The sequence below is a fragment of the Streptomyces sp. CA2R106 genome (assembly GCF_037034245.1).
GTDB lineage: Bacteria > Actinomycetota > Actinomycetes > Streptomycetales > Streptomycetaceae > Actinacidiphila.
Genome location: NZ_JBAGKC010000011.1, coordinates 18,818 through 35,300, shown reverse-complemented (window position 1 = coordinate 35,300; position 16,483 = coordinate 18,818). Strand labels below are relative to the sequence as shown.

The following is a 16,483-nucleotide window of genomic DNA, read 5'->3' as shown; positions in this document are numbered from 1 at the left end:
CGATGCTGCGCGTTCACGATCCGTTCCGCCGCGGCCAGACGGCCACGGCCGCACTGTTCTTCTCGCTGGGCTTCCAGTACGCGACCTGGGCGGCGCGGCTGCCCGCGATCAAGTCGCACCTGGACCTGACCGCCGCCGAGGTCGGCCTGCTGCTGATGGCCACCGGCATCGGCGCGGTGGCGACCTTCCCGGTGGTGGCCGTGCTGATGCGGCGGCTGGGCTCGCGCACCCTCGCGCTCGGCTCCGCCGCGTGCCTGGCACTGCTGCTCCTGGCGATGTCGGCGCTGCCGGACTACCCGGTGGCGCTGCTGGTCATGCTCTGCGACGGCGCCCTGGTCGGCGCGCTGAACGTGTCGATGAACGCGCAGGGCGCGGCGCTCGAGGCCGTCCACGAGCGCAACGCGATGGCGCGGCTGCACGCCGTCTTCAGCGGCGGCTCGCTCGTCGCGGCGCTGCTGGCGTCGGCGATGAACTCCCTGACGTCCACGCTGGTCGTCCACTTCGCGGTCGCCGCCGCCCTGATCCTGCTGCTGCTCGGCCTCGCCCGGGACGGCCTGCTCACCCGGGACCAGCAGCCGGCGGAGAAGACGGAGCCGGGCGAGCAGGGGAAGCCGGGGGAGAACGGGGAACCGGGGGCGCGCCCGCGCGGACGGCGGTGGATCCTGCCGTCGCGCGTGACGCTGTGGCTGGGCGCCGCGATGGTGTTCGGCACGGTGACCGAGGGCGCCATGAACGACTGGTCCGCCCTGTACATGAAGGACGTCGCCAAGGCGTCGGCCGAACTGGCGCCCATGGGGATCGCGGTCGTGTCGGTGATGATGGTGCTCGCCCGGGTCTTCGCCGACTCCTGGCGCAGCCGCTGGGGCGACGGCCCCATCGTCCGCGGCGGCAGCGCGCTCGCGGCCGTCGGCCTCGCGCTGGCGCTGCTCAGCGGGGGAGTGGCGCCCGCGCTGATCGGCTTCGCGTGCGTGGGCCTGGGCATCGCGTCGGTCACCCCCTGCGTGTACGTGGCCGCCGCGAAGAACGGCTCCGACGCGCTCACCGTGGTGGCCACCATGGGGACCACCGGGCTGCTCGCCGGGCCGCCGCTGATCGGCTTCATCGCCAACGCCAGCGGGCTGGTCTGGGCGCTCGGCGTGGTCGCGGCGACCGCGATGCTGGTGTCCGTGTGCGCCACCCGCATCCGCTGGACCCCGGTCGCGGCCGAGCCGGAGACCGTTGCCGAGGCGGGCGTACCGGCCGGCTCCGCCTGAGCGCGGCGGCCACCGTACGGGCACGGCGGTTCGCCGCCGTACGCCCGTTCCCGCCCGCCCGGCGGCCCGACCTTTCACGGCGGTGCGGCTCGTCGCGCTAGCCTGATCGCGCTGCCGGCGGTCCGGTACGCGGGCGGGGAAGCGAGAGAGGGCAGGGGGCGAGCGCGGTGCAGGGTCCGGGTCGACGGGTGCCGCTGCCGCTGGCCGACGACCACGAGAGCTGGCGGACCGTGCGCGCCGAGCGCACCGTCCTTGCCGTCGCGCACAACGTCACCTCGGCGACCCGCCTGCTCGACCTGCTCGCCCTCTTCGACGGTGACCGGCGGGTCGAGACCGTCTTCACCTGCCCCGGCTCCTCGGCGCTGGACGGCGGCACCCTCGAACTGCTCCAGCACCGCGGTGCGCTCCTGGTGGGCTGGGAGGAGGCCAAGCGGCGGAAGTTCGACCTGGCCATCGCCACCAGCCGCGGCGGCGACCTCTACCACCTGCACGCCCCCCTGATCGGCACCCCGCACGGCGCCGGCTACAACAAACTCCTCGGCGGCGGCAGCGAGGCGTTCGGCCTCACCCGGGAGTGGCTGATGCATGACGGCCGCGTGGTGCCGTCCGCGATCGTGCTGTCCCACGACGAGCAGCGCGCCCGGCTCGCCGCGGGCTGCCCCGAGGCGCTGCCGCTCAGCCGGGTGGCCGGCGACCCCTGCTTCGACGAACTGGCCGCGAGCGCCCCCTTCCGGCCCGACTACCGGCACGCGCTGGGCGTCCGGCCCGGCCAGAAGCTCCTCGTGGTCTCCTCCACCTGGGGCAAGGACGCGCTGCTGGACGCCGACGACCCGGAACACGACACGCTGCGCCGGGCCCTGGCGGAGCTGCCGGCCGACGAGTACCGCGTGCTCGCCGCGATCCACCCCAACGCCTACTACGGCCACGGCGCGTGGCAACTGCACTCCTGGCTCGCCCCGCTGCTCGCCTGCGGGCTGCTGCTGCCGCGCCCCGACACGCAGACGTGGAAGGCCGCGCTGGTCGCCGCGGACGCGCTGTGCGGCGACGGCGGATCGGTCACGCAGTACGGCGTGTCCCTCGGCCTGCCCACCGTCCTCGGCGCCTTCGCCGACAGCCGCAGCGCGCCCGGCTCGCCCATGGCGCGGCTCGCCCGGGCGGTGCCCAGGCTCTCCCCGCACCGCCCGCTGCCGGCCCAACTGAAGGACGCCGCCCGCCGCCAGGCCGCCGACCGCGAACTGCCCTACCTGCGCTCCCTGGTCACCTCCCGCCCGGGGCAGGCCGCCGCCCTGCTGCGCGCCCTGTTCTACGAGCGGCTCGGGCTGCCCGAACCGGCCGCACCGGCCACCACCCGCGCCGTGCCCGTCCCCACCGGCGAAGGGGCGGCCGGGCACCTCGCACCGCGCCACTCACCCGTCCTGCCGCCCATGTACGTCACCGTGCCCCCCGACGGCACCCCCGCCGTCGTCCGCCGCTACCACGCCGCCCTCCAACGCCCCAGCCAGGAAGCCCACCTCGCGGACGCCCACCTCGTGGCCGACATCGACGACCCCGACACGCGCTGGCCCCGCGCCGCCGACGTCCTGGTCGTGCCCGCGCGCCGCGCGGCCGCCGCGGCGCAGGCCGCCGCCCGCTTCCCGGGGTGCGCGCTGGTCGCCACGGAAGAACCCGACGGGGGATGCGTGGCGCTGCTGACCCGCAGCGGCGCCCGGGTGCGCGCGACCTGGTCCGGGCCGCGCCCCTGGTGGGCCTGTGCGGCCCTGGCGGCCTCGGTCGTCTTCGACCGGGCGCTGTGCGGCACCCGCCCACCCGCGCAGGTGCCCGTCACCATCGGCGCGGACGCGCCACCCGCGCTCCTCACCCTCACCGTGCTCTGAACCGCGCCGCGCGTCCGGGCCGCACATCCCGTGCGGCTCCCGGCCCGCGGCACCGGTGGTGCGTCAGACGCCGTCCGGCCCCTCGCCCTGTCCCCGGCTCCGCCCCGGGTCCGGGTGGTCGGCCAGGCGCTGTTCCGCCTCGGCGGCCCGGGCGCTGTTGGCCGCGCGGAACAGCTCCGCCGCCTCCGCCCAGTCCCCGCGGGCCCGCCCCGCCTCGCCCCGGGCGTGCAGCAGATCGCCCCGGGAGAGCAGCACGCCCGCGCGCTGGTAGCCGTGCCGGGGACCGCCCAGGCCCCCCACCGCCGTGGCGAACGCCGCCAGCGCCTCGTCGGTCCGCCCCGCCGCCACCAGCACCTCGGCCATCCGCGCGCTCGCCTTGGCCGCGTTGAACCGGTCCGGCCGCGGCGGCGCCAGGAACTCCTGACGGGCCGTCACCAAAACCGCCTCCGCATCGGCATACCGACCCAGCCGCCCCAGCACCGGCCCGCGGTGCAGTGCGATCAGCGCCCAGCCGCGCGGGTGGTCCACGCCCTCCAGCGCCGCCACCGCCGCGTCGAACCGCGCCAGCGCCTGCTCCGGGCGGCCGAGCCCGTCCTCCAGCTTCCCCAGGCCCTCCAGCACGCTGGACCAGGTGCGCCGCCACCCCTCGGCCTCCCGCGCCGGCGTCTCCGGGCGCGCCAGCGCCGGGCCGACCAGCTCCAGCGCCTGCCCGAACGCGCCGCGGGCCGCCTCGGGATCACCGGGACCCGACCGGTCGAGGTGCGCGAACCCCAGGCCGTACTGCATCCGGGCCAGCATCAGCAGGTCGCCGCGCTCCAGCGACTCCAGCGCCGCCCGGCACCCCAGGTCGTACACCTCGATCCAGTCCGAGTGGAACCCGCAGCGCAGATAGAACGTCCACAGGCCCTGCGCCAGCCGGCACGTCGCGTCATAGAACCACGGGTCGCGCGCCCCGGCCTCGTAGGCGGCCCGCACCGCGGCCCGCAGGACCTCCCGGCGCCGGGTCAGCGCCTCCACCAGGACGTCCTGCGCCTCCGCCGCCAGCGGCTCGTACCGGGCGTAGGCGCCCGGCGGGTCGTGCCGGTAGCGCGGCGACAGCCCGGCGTCGGTCCGCTCCGCCAGGTCCACGTAGTACCCGACGCCGCGCCGCCGCGCCGCCTCCCGCTCGGCCGCCGGCAGGTCCGCCCGCGCCCGCTCGGCCGCGTGCGCGTGCACCAGCCCGCTGATCACCCGGTACATCCCGCCGTCGACCCGTTCGACCAGGCTGGAGTCCCGCAGGGTGCGCAGCGCCTTCGCCCGGGTGCGGCCACCCAGGTCCGGCGCCATCGCCGCCACCACGTCCTCGTCGAACTCCGCCGTCGGGTGCAGCCCCAGATACCGGTACACCTCCGCCGCCTCCGGGTGCCGGCGGCACAGCTCCCGGTACCCGGCGTCGAAGATCTCCGCGCCACTGCGCTCGTCCACGTCGAAGGCTCCCAACCTGATCCCCGGGCGGCGGTCCGACAGCGCCGTGGCGAACTCGCCGATGCCGTACGGCTGGTCGAAGCGCATCTGCGCCCCGGCGATCCGCACCAGCAGCGGGTTGCCCTCGCAGACGCTGACCGCCTTGTCGATCTCCGCCTCGTGCGACGTCGCGTACGGGGCGAGCCGGCCGGAGCTGATCAGCAGCCGCCGGCTGTACTCGGGCAGCAGCGGCCCGACCTTGAACGCCGCCGCGTGCAGGTCCGACACGAGGCTGCGCATCAGCTCCCTGCCGGTCACCACCACCACGCCCAGCGACGAACCGGGCAGCAGGTGGCGGGCCAGCGACGCCAGCGCGACATCCTCCAGCAGCACGAACACCGGGCCCTCGGCGGTGAGCTGCTGGAACTTCGCCACCTTCGCCGCCAGTTCCGACGGCACCTCCTCCACCGGCACGTGCAGCAGCCGGAACCACGTGTCGAGCACCGCGGCCGGGTCCGGCGGCGCCCCGTCGGCGTCCCGGGCCAGCACCGCGGACAGCTGCGGACCCGCGCCGAAGGTGTCCCGGTGCCGGAGCAGCCACTGCCGGGCCAGCGTGGTGAGCCCGATGCCGCGCGGCCCGTACAGGAACAGCAGCGTCGGCCCCGCCGCACCGCGGCCCGCCTCCCACGCGGCGTCCATGCCCCGCAGTTCCGCCTCGTGGTTCTCGAAGTCCGACACGGCGGACACCGGAATCCGGGGGAGCCGGCGGGCCCGGGCGTCGCGCGTGGCCGCGAGCAACTCCCGCACCTCGGCGGCCAGCGACGTCTGCTCGGCGGCGAGCGTGCCGAGCGTCTCGCGCAGGGCCTCCTCCACCCGCTCCCGCGCCTCGGCCGGCGAACCGGCCGCGCTCGCCGCCCGGGCGTCCTCCAGGTCGCCGAGCACCCGCGCGTCACCGTCGCCGCCCCGCAGCCGGAGCAACGCGGCCAGTCGCGGCTTCACCGCGGACCAGGCGTCGCTGAGCACCTCCCCGGCGAGATTCGTCAGCAACGACGCGATCTCCGGTTCCAACACGCCCAGCCCCCTCGGTTCGCCCAGTCGTGACCGACTGCCCGTACCCCGTCACCGTACGGTGTCGGCGCCGCCCACCTCCAGACGGCCGAGCCGGCGAGATCGAGCGCCGCGCAGGACGCGCCACGCACGCGGGCGGGACAAGGCCCCGGGCCGAGCGCCCTTTCCCGGCTTACCGGTTGCGGCCCGCGACCGCCCAGGAGGCCGCCGCTATACCGCCGGCCACCGCGAACACCGCCGGCCAGGCGCCGACCTTCTTCGCCAGCGGGTGCGACCCCGCGAACGCCACCACATAGGCCCCCGTCAGAACCGCCGCCTGCGTGGCCCCGCTGCTGCGCCGCCACTCGCGCGCCGCCACCACACCGGCTGCGGCCAGCGCCGCGCCGCCCAGCTCGCGCCGCCTGGTCCAGCGGGCCACTCCATAGCCCCCGATCAGTCCGGCTGCCGCCACGGCACCCGCGTTCACCCCGGCCATCACGTCCTCCTTCGCCCCGCGCCACGCCCGCGACCCGCGCCGCGGACCCCCCTTGATCTCGACTCCCCGAGACTAACCCTCGGCCCCTCCACCCCGTCGGCGGCCCGGTGGAAACCTGTGGACAACCCGTATCCGCCCTGGTCACACAGCTGGCCACCCGCCTGCCACGTGCCTGCGACCTACCCGGCCACGGACCGCGCCGCCCGCTGTGCGCACCGTGCGCGAAGCGGCCGCCGCCCCCCGCGGCAGCGCCGCCGAGGGAATGGATTTGGCGAGCGGGCATCCACCCCGTAAAGTGGTGTTCACCGACGCGGGGTGGAGCAGCTCGGTAGCTCGCTGGGCTCATAACCCAGAGGTCGCAGGTTCAAATCCTGTCCCCGCTACGAAACGAAGGGCCCGGCACAGTGTGCCGGGCCCTTCGCGCATGCCGACATGGCCGACGCGGCCTGCGCGGCCTACCCGTCCCCGTCTCCGGTGCGCCGCCGGGTCCCGACCGGCGGGCCGGGCGGCACGTCGCGGCCCGGCTGGTAGCGGGACCCCTGCCGTATCCGGTGCACGACGACGAGGACGTCCGCCACCGCGATCAGCGCGACGAACGCGCACACCCCCGCCCAGCCCGGCTCGCCCGCGAACGCGAACCCCACCGCGGCCCCGACGCCCCAGACCAGGCCGAGCAGCGCCAGCGCCAGCCGCAGCCGCAGCGCGCTGCGCGCCTTCGTCGGCTCGTATCCGGTCCTGGTGTTCCCGAACAACCCCGGGCGCACGGAGTTCCGCGGGCCCCCGGTCGTTCCCGGCCTCCCGGTCGTTCCCGGCCTCCCGGTCGTCCCCGGGCCGCCGGACGCCCCCGGGGTCCCGGAGTTCCGTGAAGCGGAGGTTCTGGACATGTGCCCGCCTCCTCGAAGAGCGCTCCACCCCTTCCCTTCCAGGGTCCACCCATCGGGCCCCCGCCGGAAAACCCACACCGGCCGGCCGGGTCGGCGCGTAAGGTGCGGCAGCATGGTGGCGACGAGGGACCGCGGTGCCGTGACCGTCAGGGCGTACGAACCCGCGGACGCCGAGGCGGTGTGCGCGCTGTTGCGCGCCGAGGAGCCCCAGCAGGTCGCCACCCCGCGCAGCGTGCACGCGCAGGCGGTGGCCATGCCCGCACGGCAGCACTGCCGGCTGCTGGTGGCGCTGCTGGACGGGCGGATCGCCGGCTGCGCGCGGACCGGGCTGTTCGCCGACGCCAAGGACGCGGGCGCGGCCTTCGTGAACATCAACGTCGCCGCCGCCGACCGCGGGCGCGGCGCCGGCCGGGCGCTGCTGGCCGCCGCCGAGACGCACCTCGACGCGGTCGGCGCGACCACCTGCTACGCGTGGGCGCACCCCGAGCCCGGGTCCGAGAACTTCGCGACCGCGCACGGCTACCGGCCCGGCCGCGAGGCGCGCTTCATGCGGCTCGACCTGGGCCCGCGCAGCCCGCTGCCGGCCCGCCCGCGGCTGCCGCGCGGCGTGTTGCTGCTGCCCGCGGTCGCCTGGGAGCGCGACCCGCGGCCGCTGTGGCGCACGGACGTGGAGTGCTTCCGCGACGAGCCGGGCGACGTGGCCGCCGACCACCTCAGCTACACCGACTGGCGCACCCTGAACTGGGACCGCCCCGACTTCGACGCCGACCTGACCACGGTCGCCGTGGTGGACGGCGAGGTCGCCGGGCTGGTCATCGCGCAGACCGACGGCGAGCGGCACTACGCCTCCGGCGGCACCGGAATCCGGCGTGCCTTCCGTGGCCGCGGCCTGGCCAAGGCCGCCAAGGCGCACTCCCTGCACCTGGCCCGCGCGAAGGGCTACCGCGAGGCCAGCACCACCAACGACGACGGCAACGCGCCCATGCTCGCGGTCAACATCTGGCTCGGGTACCAACTCATCGGATCGGAACGGCGGTACATACGTGACCTCTCCCCAGGACGCCCCGCGTGACCTGCCCTGGTCGCAGGCGCAGTGGCTCAACCCGCCGCAGGACACGGCCACCGACGGCACCGACCTGCTGGTCACCGCCCGCGCGGGCAGCGACTTCTGGCGCACCACGAGCTACGGCTTCGTCCGCGACGACGGCCACGCCCTGCTCACCGGACTCCCGCCCGGTACCGCCGTCGAGGTCGGCTTCCGGGCCGACTTCACCGAGTTGTACGACCAGGCCGGCGCCCTGGTGCGGGTGGACGCCTCGACCTGGATCAAGGCGGGCGTCGAGGTGTCCGACGGCCACCCCCAACTCGGCGCGGTCGTCACCCACGGCACCTCCGACTGGTCGCTCGCGCCGGTGCCCGAGTGGGCGGGCCACGAGGTGACGATCCGGGTCAGCCGCTCCGGCGACGCGGTCACCGTACGGGCCCGCCGTGCGGCCGAACCCTGGCGGATGGTGCGGCTGTCCTACCTCGACCCGGCGGCCGAGGCGAGCGCCGGCCTGTTCTGCTGCAGCCCCGAACGGGACGGGCTGACCGTACGGTTCACCCGGCTGGCCACCGGCCCGGCGGACACGTCCCTGCACTGACGCGAGGCGCGCGGGCGAGGTACGTGCGTGCGGGATCGCCGCCGTACGCGGCCTCAGGGCCCGGGCCGCAGCACCGTGTCCAGGGTGCGCGACCACTGCCGGACGATCCCGGCCCGGCGCGCCGAGTCGTCGCTGAGCAGGTTCGCCAGGCCCAGGCCGCGCGCCATGTCCAAGGTGCCCTGCACGGTCTCGCGTACGCCCGGCACCGACTCGTCGGCCGCCAGGAACTCCACCGCCAACTGGTGCGCCTCCCGCCCGATGCGGGCCTCCAGCGCGGCGACCCGGGGCCGCAGCGCCGGCTCGTCGGTGGCGGCCACCCACAGGTGCAGGGCGGCGCGGAACAGCGGCCCGGTGTGCACGTCGACGAGCATGTCCACCACCGCGTACGTACGGTCCTGGCCATGCCCGGGCAGGGCGCGGGCGCGTTCGCGGACGGCGGCGAGCCACTCCTCGGCCATGTGCGCGATGGCCGCGGTGAACAGCTCCTCGCGGGTGCGGAAGTGGTGCTGGGCGGCGCCGCGGGTCACCCCGGCCCGCGCGCACACCACGGCCACGGTGCTGCCGGACCAGCCGCGTTCGGCCAGGCACGCGACGGCGGCGGCCAGGATGCGCTGCCGGGTGGCGCGCGCCCGGTCCTGCTTGGGTTCGCGGTCGGCGGCTGCCGGGTCGGTCACAACGCCCATGGCGGGTCCCGTCGTTCGAGGAAGGCGCGCATGCCCTCGGCGGCGTCGGCGGACGCGAAGAGCCGGCCGCTGAGGTCGGCCATCGCGTCGGTGCCGGCGGCGAGCGCCGCCAGCAGCGCCGCCGCGGTCAACTCCTTGGTCGCGGAGAGGCCCTGCGGAGCGGCGGCCCGCAACCCGGCGAGGATACCCTCCAGTTCCTCGTCCCGCGCGGTGACCAGCCCGGTCCTGATCGCCTCCGCGGTGCCGAAGCGCTCGCCGGTCAGGAAGTAGCGGGCCATGGCGCGCCGGTCGGCCGCGGCCAGCACCGGGATCGAGGCGACCGCGGGGGCCAGGCCGAGCCGGGACTCGGTGAAGGCGAAGTCGGCGGCGCCGGTCGCCACGGAGATGTCGCACGCGGCCAGCAGCCCCAGCCCGCCGGCCCGCACATGCCCGCGCACCCGCGCCACCACCGGCTTGGGCAGGGCCGCCATCTGCCGCATCAGCGCGGCCAGTCGGGCCGGTCCCTGCCGGGCCCGGCGGTCGGCGAGGTCGGCGCCGGAGCAGAAGGTGGTGCCGGTGTGGGTGAGCAGCACCGCGCGGACCGCGCCGTCCGCACCGGCCTGCTCGAACTCCGCCGCCAGCCCGTCGAGCAGGTCGGCGGACAGCGCGTTGCGGTTGTGCGGCGAGTCGAGGGTCACGACGGCGATGCCCCGGTCGAGGTGCCGGTGGACCAGCGGCGCGGTTGCAGCCACGTGCGGACTCCTGTCGGTCGGGAGGGGGTACGGGTACGGTTCCGGCGGGTACGGCTACGGTTCCGGCGGCGACGACTGCGGGTACGACCGCGGATACGCCTGCGGTTCCGGCGCCACGGGTCCGATCACGGCGCTACGGGCCCGGGGTCAGTACGACTTGGGCAGGCCGAGCGTGTGGTGCGAGACGAAGTTCAGGATCATCTCGCGGCTGACCGGCGCGATGCGGCCCACCCGGGAGGCGGTGAGCAGCGTCGCGAGCCCGTACTCGGCCGTCAGACCGTTCCCGCCGAGGGTGTGCACGGCCTGGTCGACGGCCTTCGCCCCGGCCTCCGCGGCGGCGTACTTCGCCATGTTGGCGGCCTCGCCGGCGCCCATGTCGTCGCCGGCGTCGTACAAATGCGCGGCCTTCTGCATCATCAACCGGGCGAGTTCCAGCTCGATGTGGGCCTGCGCGAGGGGGTGCGCGATCGCCTGGTGCGCGCCGATCGGGGCCTGCCAGACCTGCCGGGTGCGGGCGTACTCCACCGCCTGGGACAGGGCGTAGCGGCCCATCCCGATGGAGAAGGCGGCGGTCATCACGCGTTCGGGGTTGAGCCCGGCGAAGAGCTGGAGCAGCCCGGCGTCCTCGTCGCCGACCAGGGCGTCGGCGGGCAGCGCCACGTCGTCCAGGAAGAGCTGGAACTGCTTCTCGGGAGCGGCGACCTCCATGTCGATCTGCCGGAACTCGAAGCCGGGGGTGCCGCGTTCGACGATGAACAGGCAGGGCTTGAGCTTCCCGGTGCGGGCGTCCGCGGTGCGGCCGACGACCAGCGTCGCGTCGGCGATGTCCACCCCGGAGATGAACACCTTGCGGCCGGACAGCAGCCAGCCGCCGGTGTCCGGGTCGCGGCGCGCGGTGGTGGAGATGCGGTGGGAGTTGGAGCCGGCGTCCGGCTCGGTGATGGCGAACGCCATCCGCCGCGAGCCGTCGGCCAGGCCGGGCAGCCAGCGCTCCTTCTGCGCCCGGGTGCCGAACCGGGCGATCACGGTGCCGCAGATCGCGGGCGAGACCACGAGCAGCAGCAGCGGGCTTCCGGCGGCGCCCAACTCCTCCAGCACGATCGCGAGTTCGGCCAGTCCCTGGCCGCCGCCGCCGTACTCCTCGGGCAGGTTCACCCCGAGGTAGCCGAGCGCGCCGGCCTCCTGCCACAGCTCCTCCGGCTGCCGGCCGGCGCGGACGGTGTCGGTGAAGTAGGTCCGGCCGTAGCGGCGGCCGAGCGCGCCGACGGCGGTGCGCAGCGCGCGCCGTTCCTCGCTCTCCAGCAGTGCCCGGTCGAAGGTGGGTGCTTCGGTGTCGCCCATGTCGCTCTTCCTCCCGTTGCGTTGGCGGTGCGTCCGGTGTGCGCGGTGCGGGGGGCCGGCGGACCTGGGGGTCATGGCTCCTGGGACGGGGTGTCGGCGTCCGCCGTGACGACGGCCAGTACGGCGCCCGGTTCGACCTGGCGGCCCACCACGGCGGTGAGTTCGGCGAGGGTGCCCGCCGCGGGCGCGGTGACCACGTGCTCCATCTTCATCGCCTCCAGCCACAGCAGCGGTTCGCCGCGGGCCACCCGGTCGCCCGGCGCGAACCGGCCCAGCCGGACCACGGTGCCGGGCATCGGCGCCCGCAGCGAGCCGGGCGCGACCTGCTCGGCCGGGTCGGGGAAGCGCGGCAGCGCGACCAGCGAGGTGCCGCCGTCCGGCCCGTCGACGAACACCTGCTCGCCGTAGCGGGCCACCTCCGACGTCCGCCGCACACCGTCGACTTCGAGCACCACCCGGTCCGGTGCGGCGGACACCACCACGACGCCGTCGTGGCCCTCGGCCCGCAGGCCGTCGCGGGTCAGGCGGTAGCGGACCTCGTACTCGGTGCCGGAGGGCACGGCGCGGTAGCGCTTGAGCTGGGGCTGCGACGGGAGGTTGCGCCAGCCGCCGAGCCGGGCGGCGACCGGTGCCGCGCGGGCCGGGGGAGCGGGGGCGGCGGTGCGTGCGGCCGCGTCGGCGAGCGCGGCGGCCAGCGCGGCCGTCCGCTCCACCTCACCGTCCTCGCCGCCGTCGCTGTCGCTGTCCGCGGCTGCGGTCAGTGCGGTCAACTCCCTCTCCAGCCAGCCGGTGTCGAACCGTACGGCGGCGAAGTCGGGATGGCGCAGGACCGCCACCAGGAGCCGCCGGTTGGTGGGCGGGCCGTGGAGGCGGGCCTCGTGCAGGGCGCGGGCCAAGCGGCGGACCGCCTCGGCGCGGGTCGGCGCCCAGGCGACGGCCTTCGCGAGCATCGGGTCGTAGTGCACCCCGACGGTGTCGCCCGCGGTCACCCCCGAGTCCAGCCGCAGACCCGTCTCCCGTCCCGGCGGGAGCGCGAACCGCGCGTCCACGCCCGGCAGTTCGAGCCGGTGGACCGCGCCGGTCTGCGGCTGCCAGCCACGCGCCGGGTCCTCCGCGTACAGCCGCGCCTCGACCGCGTGGCCGCGCGGCGCCGGCGGCTCGGGCGGCAGCGCGGCGCCCTCGGCGATCCTGATCTGCCACGCCACCAGGTCCACGCCGAAGACGCACTCGGTGACCGGGTGCTCCACCTGGAGGCGGGTGTTCATCTCCAGGAAGTACGGCCGGCCATCCGCGCCGACCAGGAACTCCACGGTGCCCGCGCCCTCGTAGCCGATCGCGCGGGCCGCCCGGGCGGCGGCGTCGTGCAGGGCGGTGCGTACGGTCGCGGGCAGGCCGGGCGCCGGGGTCTCCTCGACCACCTTCTGGTGCCGCCGCTGCACCGAGCAGTCCCGCTCACCCAGCACCCACACGGTGCCGTGCGCGTCGGCCAGCACCTGTGCCTCGATGTGCCGCGCGCCTTCCGCGTACGGCTCGACGAACACCTCGCCGTCGCCGAAGGCCGCCGCGGCCTCCGCCCGGGCCGCCGCCAACTCGTCTTCGAGCGCGGCGAGTTCACGGACGACCCGCATACCGCGGCCGCCTCCGCCCGCGGCGGCCTTCACCAGCACCGGCAGGTCGGCCGGGCCGACCCGGGCCGGGTCGAGCGCGGCGAACAGCGGCACCCCGGCCGCCGCCATCAGCTCCTTCGCCCGCGTCTTGGAGCCCATCGCGGCCACGGCCCGCGGCGACGGGCCGATCCAGGTCAGCCCCGCCTCCTGCACGGCCGCCGCGAACGACGCGCTCTCGGACAGGAATCCGTACCCCGGGTGCACCGCGTCCGCGCCCGCCGCCAGCGCCGCGGCGACCACCGCCTCCCCGCGCAGGTAGGTGTCCGCGGCCGCGTCGCCCGGCAGCCGCACCGCGCCGTCCGCCTCCCGTACGTGGGCGGCGCCCGCGTCCGGGTCGGAGTACACCGCCACGGTGCCGATGCCCAGGGTGCGGCAGGTGCGCAGCACCCGGCGGGCGATCTCCCCGCGGTTGGCCACCAGGACGGTGCGGACGGGCGCCCGTTCGGCCGGGTGGACGGGTCCGCCTCCGGCCGGGTGGACGGGCTCGGGTTCGGCCGGGTGGACGGGCCTGCCTTCGGCCGGGTGCGCGGCCTGTTCGGTCACCGGGTCCAACTCCCCACGATCCTGACGCCGTTGAGCACCTTCGACATCGCTCACCTCTCACATCCGGAAGACGCCGAAGCCGCCCCGCGCGCCCTCGACCGGGGCGTTGTGGATGGCGGACAGGCACAGGGCCAGCACAGTGCGGGTGTCCCGCGGGTCGATCACGCCGTCGTCGTACAGCCGCCCGGACAGGAACATCGGCAGCGACTCGGCCTCGATCTGCTGCTCGACCATGGCCCGCAGCGCCGCGTCGGCCTCCTCGTCGTACGGCCGGCCCTTCGCGGCGGCGGACTGGCGGGCGACGATCGACAGCACCCCGGCGAGCTGCGCGGGCCCCATCACCGCGGACTTCGCGCTGGGCCAGGAGAAGAGGAAGCGCGGGTCGTAGGCGCGGCCGCACATGCCGTAGTGGCCGGCGCCGTAACTCGCGCCCATCAGCAGCGAGATGTGCGGCACCCGGGAGTTCGAGACGGCGTTGATCATCATCGCGCCGTGCTTGATGATGCCGCCCTCCTCGTACGCGCGGCCGACCATGTAGCCGGTGGTGTTGTGGAGGAACAGCAGCGGGATGTCCCGCTGGTTGGCCAACTGGATGAACTGCGCGGCCTTCTGGGACTCCGCGCTGAACAGCACGCCCTGGGCGTTGGCGAGGATGCCGACCGGGTAGCCGTGCACCCGCGCCCAACCGGTCGCCAGGCTCGGCCCGTACAGCGGCTTGAACTCGTCGAAGTCCGAGCCGTCCACCACCCGGGCGATCACCTCGCGCGGGTCGAACGGGGTGCGCAGGTCGCCCGGCACGATGCCGAGCAGCTCCTCCTCGTCGAACAGCGGCGGGCACGGGTCCGGTTGCGGATCGGGGCCCTGCTTGCGCCAGTTGAGGCGGGCGACCACCCGGCGGGCGGTGCGCAGCGCGTCCGGCTCGTCCAGCGCGAAGTAGTCGGCGAGGCCGGAGACCCGCGCGTGCATGTCGGCGCCGCCCAGCGACTCGTCGTCGCTCTCCTCGCCGGTCGCCATCTTCACCAGCGGCGGCCCGCCGAGGAACACCTTCGCGCGCTCCTTGACCATGATCACGTGGTCGGACATGCCCGGGACGTACGCCCCGCCGGCCGTGGAGTTGCCGAACACCACCGCGACGGTGGGGATGCCGGCCGCCGACAGCCGGGTCAGGTCGCGGAAGAGGGCGCCGCCGGGGATGAAGATCTCCTTCTGGCTGGGCAGGTCCGCGCCGCCGGACTCCACCAGGCTGATCAGCGGGAGCCGGTTGGCGAGCGCGATCTCGTCGGCCCGCAGCGCCTTGCGCAGCGTCCACGGGTTGCTCGAACCGCCGCGTACCGTCGGGTCGTTGGCGCTCACCAGGCACTCCACGCCCTCGACCACGCCGATCCCGGTCACCAGCGACGCGCCGGTGGTGTAGTCGCTGCCCCAGCCGGCCAGCGGCGACAGCTCCAGGAACGGCGTGTCCGGGTCGAGCAGCAGCTCGATCCGCTCGCGCGCGGTCAACTTGCCGCGGCGCCGGTGCCGTTCGGCGTACTTTGGGCCGCCCCCGGCCAGCGCCTCCTGGTGGGCGGCCTCGACCTCCGCCAGCCGCTCCAGCATCGCCGCGCGCCGCTCGTCGTACTCCGTGCCCTGCACGGTGCCCCGTACCGCGTTCATGCCGCACCGCCGTCCGCCGCCGGCGCCCGCCCCGCGCCGGGCGGCCCCGCGAACGCCTGCGCCACCGACAGCCACCGGTCCGCGTCCGGGCCCTGCGCCCGCACCGCCGTGTCGTCGCGGTGCCGCCGCCGGACCGCCAGCAGGCAGAAGTCCAGGGCGGGGCCGGTCACCCGCTGCGCCGCGTCCGGCGGCCCGTACGTCCACAACCCGCCGTCCGGCGCGGCCAGTTCGACCCGGAACTCCTCCGCCGGCGGCGCCATCCCGTGCACCGCGAAGGCGTAGTCCCGCGCGCGCACCGCGATCCGCGCCACATGCCGCAGCCGCGCGGTCGGCGCCCGCCGCACCCCGAACGTGTCGGCGACGTCCTCGCCGTGCGCCCAGGTCTCCATCAGCCGGCCCGTCGCCACCGACGCGGTGCTCATCGGCGGCCCGTACCAGGGGAAGCGCGCTCCCGGCGGCGCCGCGCCCAGCGCCTCCAGCAGCGCGTCCCGGCCCGCCCGCCAGCGCGCCAGCAACCGCGCGTACGGCTCGGCCGCGCCCGCGGCCGCGCCCTTGTCCACCGACGCGGCCAACTCCCCGAGGTCGCCGCCGAGTTCCGCGGTGAACCCGTCCGGGTCCCGCACCGCCAGCAGCGCCCGCCCGTCCGTCCACGCCAGGTGCGCGACCTGGTGCGCCACCGTCCACCCGGCAGCAGGCGTCCCCGCCGCCCACCCCTCCGCCCCGAGCGGCGCGACCAGCGCGTCCAGCGCCTCGCCCTCCGCCCGCAGGTCCTCCAACACGGCCTGTACCGCCCGCACTTCGACCACGGCCACCCCTCGCAGACCCCGCCCCGGACCGGACATGTGACAGCTCCCCCGAGCGTGCCAGCCCCCCATAAAACATTCAAGCACGCATGCATGTTTTTCGCCCCGGACCGCGGGATGCCGCGCGCACCCCGTGCAAGTTCGCGCAAGGCTGTGTGGCGGCCGGGCGAACGGGAGCAGGACAGCGGTGCAGCTGTGCGCGGAGGCCTTCGCCGCGGCTTGGCAGCGCGCGGTTCCGCATGCCGACTGCAAGATCGGCTGAGGCGGGCACAGCCGCAGTGGTGTCCCCGTCTTCCGGTGCCCCGTCCTCAAGCGTCCAGGGCGCGCGCCACGCGCTTGGCCGGCGTCTGCGGGAGATCCGGAAGGAGCCGGGTCTCACCGGCAGAGAGCCGGCCAGGCGCGCCGGCCGGCACGAGCCCCTC

13 protein-coding genes and 1 tRNA gene are annotated in these 16,483 nt (G+C 75.8%); 5 read left to right on the top strand and 9 right to left on the bottom strand.

Features of this window, described 5'->3' with window-relative positions:
• The first annotated feature begins 2 nt into the window (after window positions 1-2).
• Together WA788_RS18345 and WA788_RS18340 are read left to right on the top strand one after the other, a co-directional pair.
• On the top strand, window positions 3-1,253 hold the full coding sequence (locus tag WA788_RS18345; RefSeq protein ID WP_335978595.1) for an MFS transporter: 1,251 nt from the start codon (window positions 3-5) through the stop codon (window positions 1,251-1,253).
• Between the two features lie 188 nt (window positions 1,254-1,441).
• Window positions 1,442-3,127 (top strand): hypothetical protein, encoded by a 1,686-nt coding sequence (locus WA788_RS18340; protein ID WP_335978593.1) that lies wholly within the window; start codon window positions 1,442-1,444, stop codon window positions 3,125-3,127.
• A 63-nt stretch (window positions 3,128-3,190) separates the two neighbouring features.
• Here the strand turns inward: WA788_RS18340 and WA788_RS18335 are convergent, their stop codons facing one another.
• Together WA788_RS18335 and WA788_RS18330 are read right to left on the bottom strand one after the other, a co-directional pair.
• Window positions 3,191-5,641 (bottom strand): hypothetical protein, encoded by a 2,451-nt coding sequence (locus tag WA788_RS18335; RefSeq protein WP_335978591.1) that lies wholly within the window; start codon window positions 5,639-5,641, stop codon window positions 3,191-3,193.
• Between the two features lie 169 nt (window positions 5,642-5,810).
• Window positions 5,811-6,113 carry a hypothetical protein gene (locus WA788_RS18330; RefSeq protein ID WP_335978589.1) on the bottom strand — a complete coding sequence of 101 codons (303 nt, stop codon included), beginning with the start codon at window positions 6,111-6,113 and terminating at the stop codon, window positions 5,811-5,813.
• Window positions 6,114-6,422: 309 nt separating this feature from the next.
• Here WA788_RS18330 and WA788_RS18325 point away from each other — a divergent pair.
• Window positions 6,423-6,496, top strand: a tRNA-Met gene (locus WA788_RS18325).
• Window positions 6,497-6,568: 72 nt separating this feature from the next.
• Here WA788_RS18325 and WA788_RS18320 read toward each other — a convergent pair.
• Window positions 6,569-6,877 carry a DUF6343 family protein gene (locus WA788_RS18320; RefSeq protein WP_335978587.1) on the bottom strand — a complete coding sequence of 103 codons (309 nt, stop codon included), beginning with the start codon at window positions 6,875-6,877 and terminating at the stop codon, window positions 6,569-6,571.
• Window positions 6,878-7,109: 232 nt separating this feature from the next.
• On the opposite strand from WA788_RS18320, the gene WA788_RS18315 reads away from it, so the two are divergent.
• Window positions 7,110-8,069, top strand: a complete 960-nt coding sequence (locus tag WA788_RS18315; protein ID WP_335978585.1) for a GNAT family N-acetyltransferase — start codon at window positions 7,110-7,112, stop codon at window positions 8,067-8,069.
• Window positions 8,041-8,640, top strand: coding sequence for a DUF1349 domain-containing protein (locus WA788_RS18310; RefSeq protein WP_335978583.1), 600 nt, complete (start codon window positions 8,041-8,043; stop codon window positions 8,638-8,640). Before WA788_RS18315 ends, WA788_RS18310 begins: the two co-directional genes overlap by 29 nt.
• 53 nt (window positions 8,641-8,693) lie before the next feature.
• Here the strand turns inward: WA788_RS18310 and WA788_RS18305 are convergent, their stop codons facing one another.
• From WA788_RS18305 to WA788_RS18280, 6 genes are all read right to left on the bottom strand, one after another.
• Window positions 8,694-9,323 (bottom strand): TetR/AcrR family transcriptional regulator, encoded by a 630-nt coding sequence (locus WA788_RS18305; protein WP_335978582.1) that lies wholly within the window; start codon window positions 9,321-9,323, stop codon window positions 8,694-8,696.
• Entirely contained in the window at window positions 9,311-10,054 is a 744-nt protein-coding gene (locus WA788_RS18300; protein ID WP_335978581.1) for an enoyl-CoA hydratase family protein, read from the bottom strand. The genes WA788_RS18305 and WA788_RS18300 overlap by 13 nt, the downstream gene beginning before the upstream one ends.
• A gap of 147 nt (window positions 10,055-10,201) precedes the next feature.
• A complete protein-coding gene (locus tag WA788_RS18295) occupies window positions 10,202-11,395 on the bottom strand; it encodes an acyl-CoA dehydrogenase family protein (RefSeq protein ID WP_335978580.1) in 1,194 nt (397 codons plus the stop codon).
• A gap of 71 nt (window positions 11,396-11,466) precedes the next feature.
• On the bottom strand, window positions 11,467-13,482 hold the full coding sequence (locus WA788_RS18290; RefSeq protein WP_335978823.1) for an acetyl/propionyl/methylcrotonyl-CoA carboxylase subunit alpha: 2,016 nt from the start codon (window positions 13,480-13,482) through the stop codon (window positions 11,467-11,469).
• 180 nt (window positions 13,483-13,662) lie between these two features.
• Window positions 13,663-15,258, bottom strand: coding sequence for an acyl-CoA carboxylase subunit beta (locus tag WA788_RS18285; protein ID WP_335978579.1), 1,596 nt, complete (start codon window positions 15,256-15,258; stop codon window positions 13,663-13,665).
• A complete protein-coding gene (locus tag WA788_RS18280; RefSeq protein ID WP_335978822.1) occupies window positions 15,255-16,055 on the bottom strand; it encodes a TIGR03084 family metal-binding protein in 801 nt (266 codons plus the stop codon). The genes WA788_RS18285 and WA788_RS18280 overlap by 4 nt, the downstream gene beginning before the upstream one ends.
• Window positions 16,056-16,483: the final 428 nt, after the last annotated feature.

Bases quoted from the DNA above. Each gene is read 5' to 3' on its own strand.
- WA788_RS18285 (WP_335978579.1), bottom strand. From the start codon at position 15,258: ATGAACGCGGTACGGGGCACCGTGCAGGGCACGGAGTACGACGAGCGG.
- WA788_RS18295 (WP_335978580.1), bottom strand. From the start codon at position 11,395: ATGGGCGACACCGAAGCACCCACCTTCGACCGGGCACTGCTGGAGAGC.
- WA788_RS18345 (WP_335978595.1), top strand. From the start codon at position 3: ATGCTGCGCGTTCACGATCCGTTCCGCCGCGGCCAGACGGCCACGGCC.
- WA788_RS18305 (WP_335978582.1), bottom strand. From the start codon at position 9,323: ATGGGCGTTGTGACCGACCCGGCAGCCGCCGACCGCGAACCCAAGCAG.
- WA788_RS18315 (WP_335978585.1), top strand. From the start codon at position 7,110: ATGGTGGCGACGAGGGACCGCGGTGCCGTGACCGTCAGGGCGTACGAA.
- WA788_RS18330 (WP_335978589.1), bottom strand. From the start codon at position 6,113: ATGGCCGGGGTGAACGCGGGTGCCGTGGCGGCAGCCGGACTGATCGGG.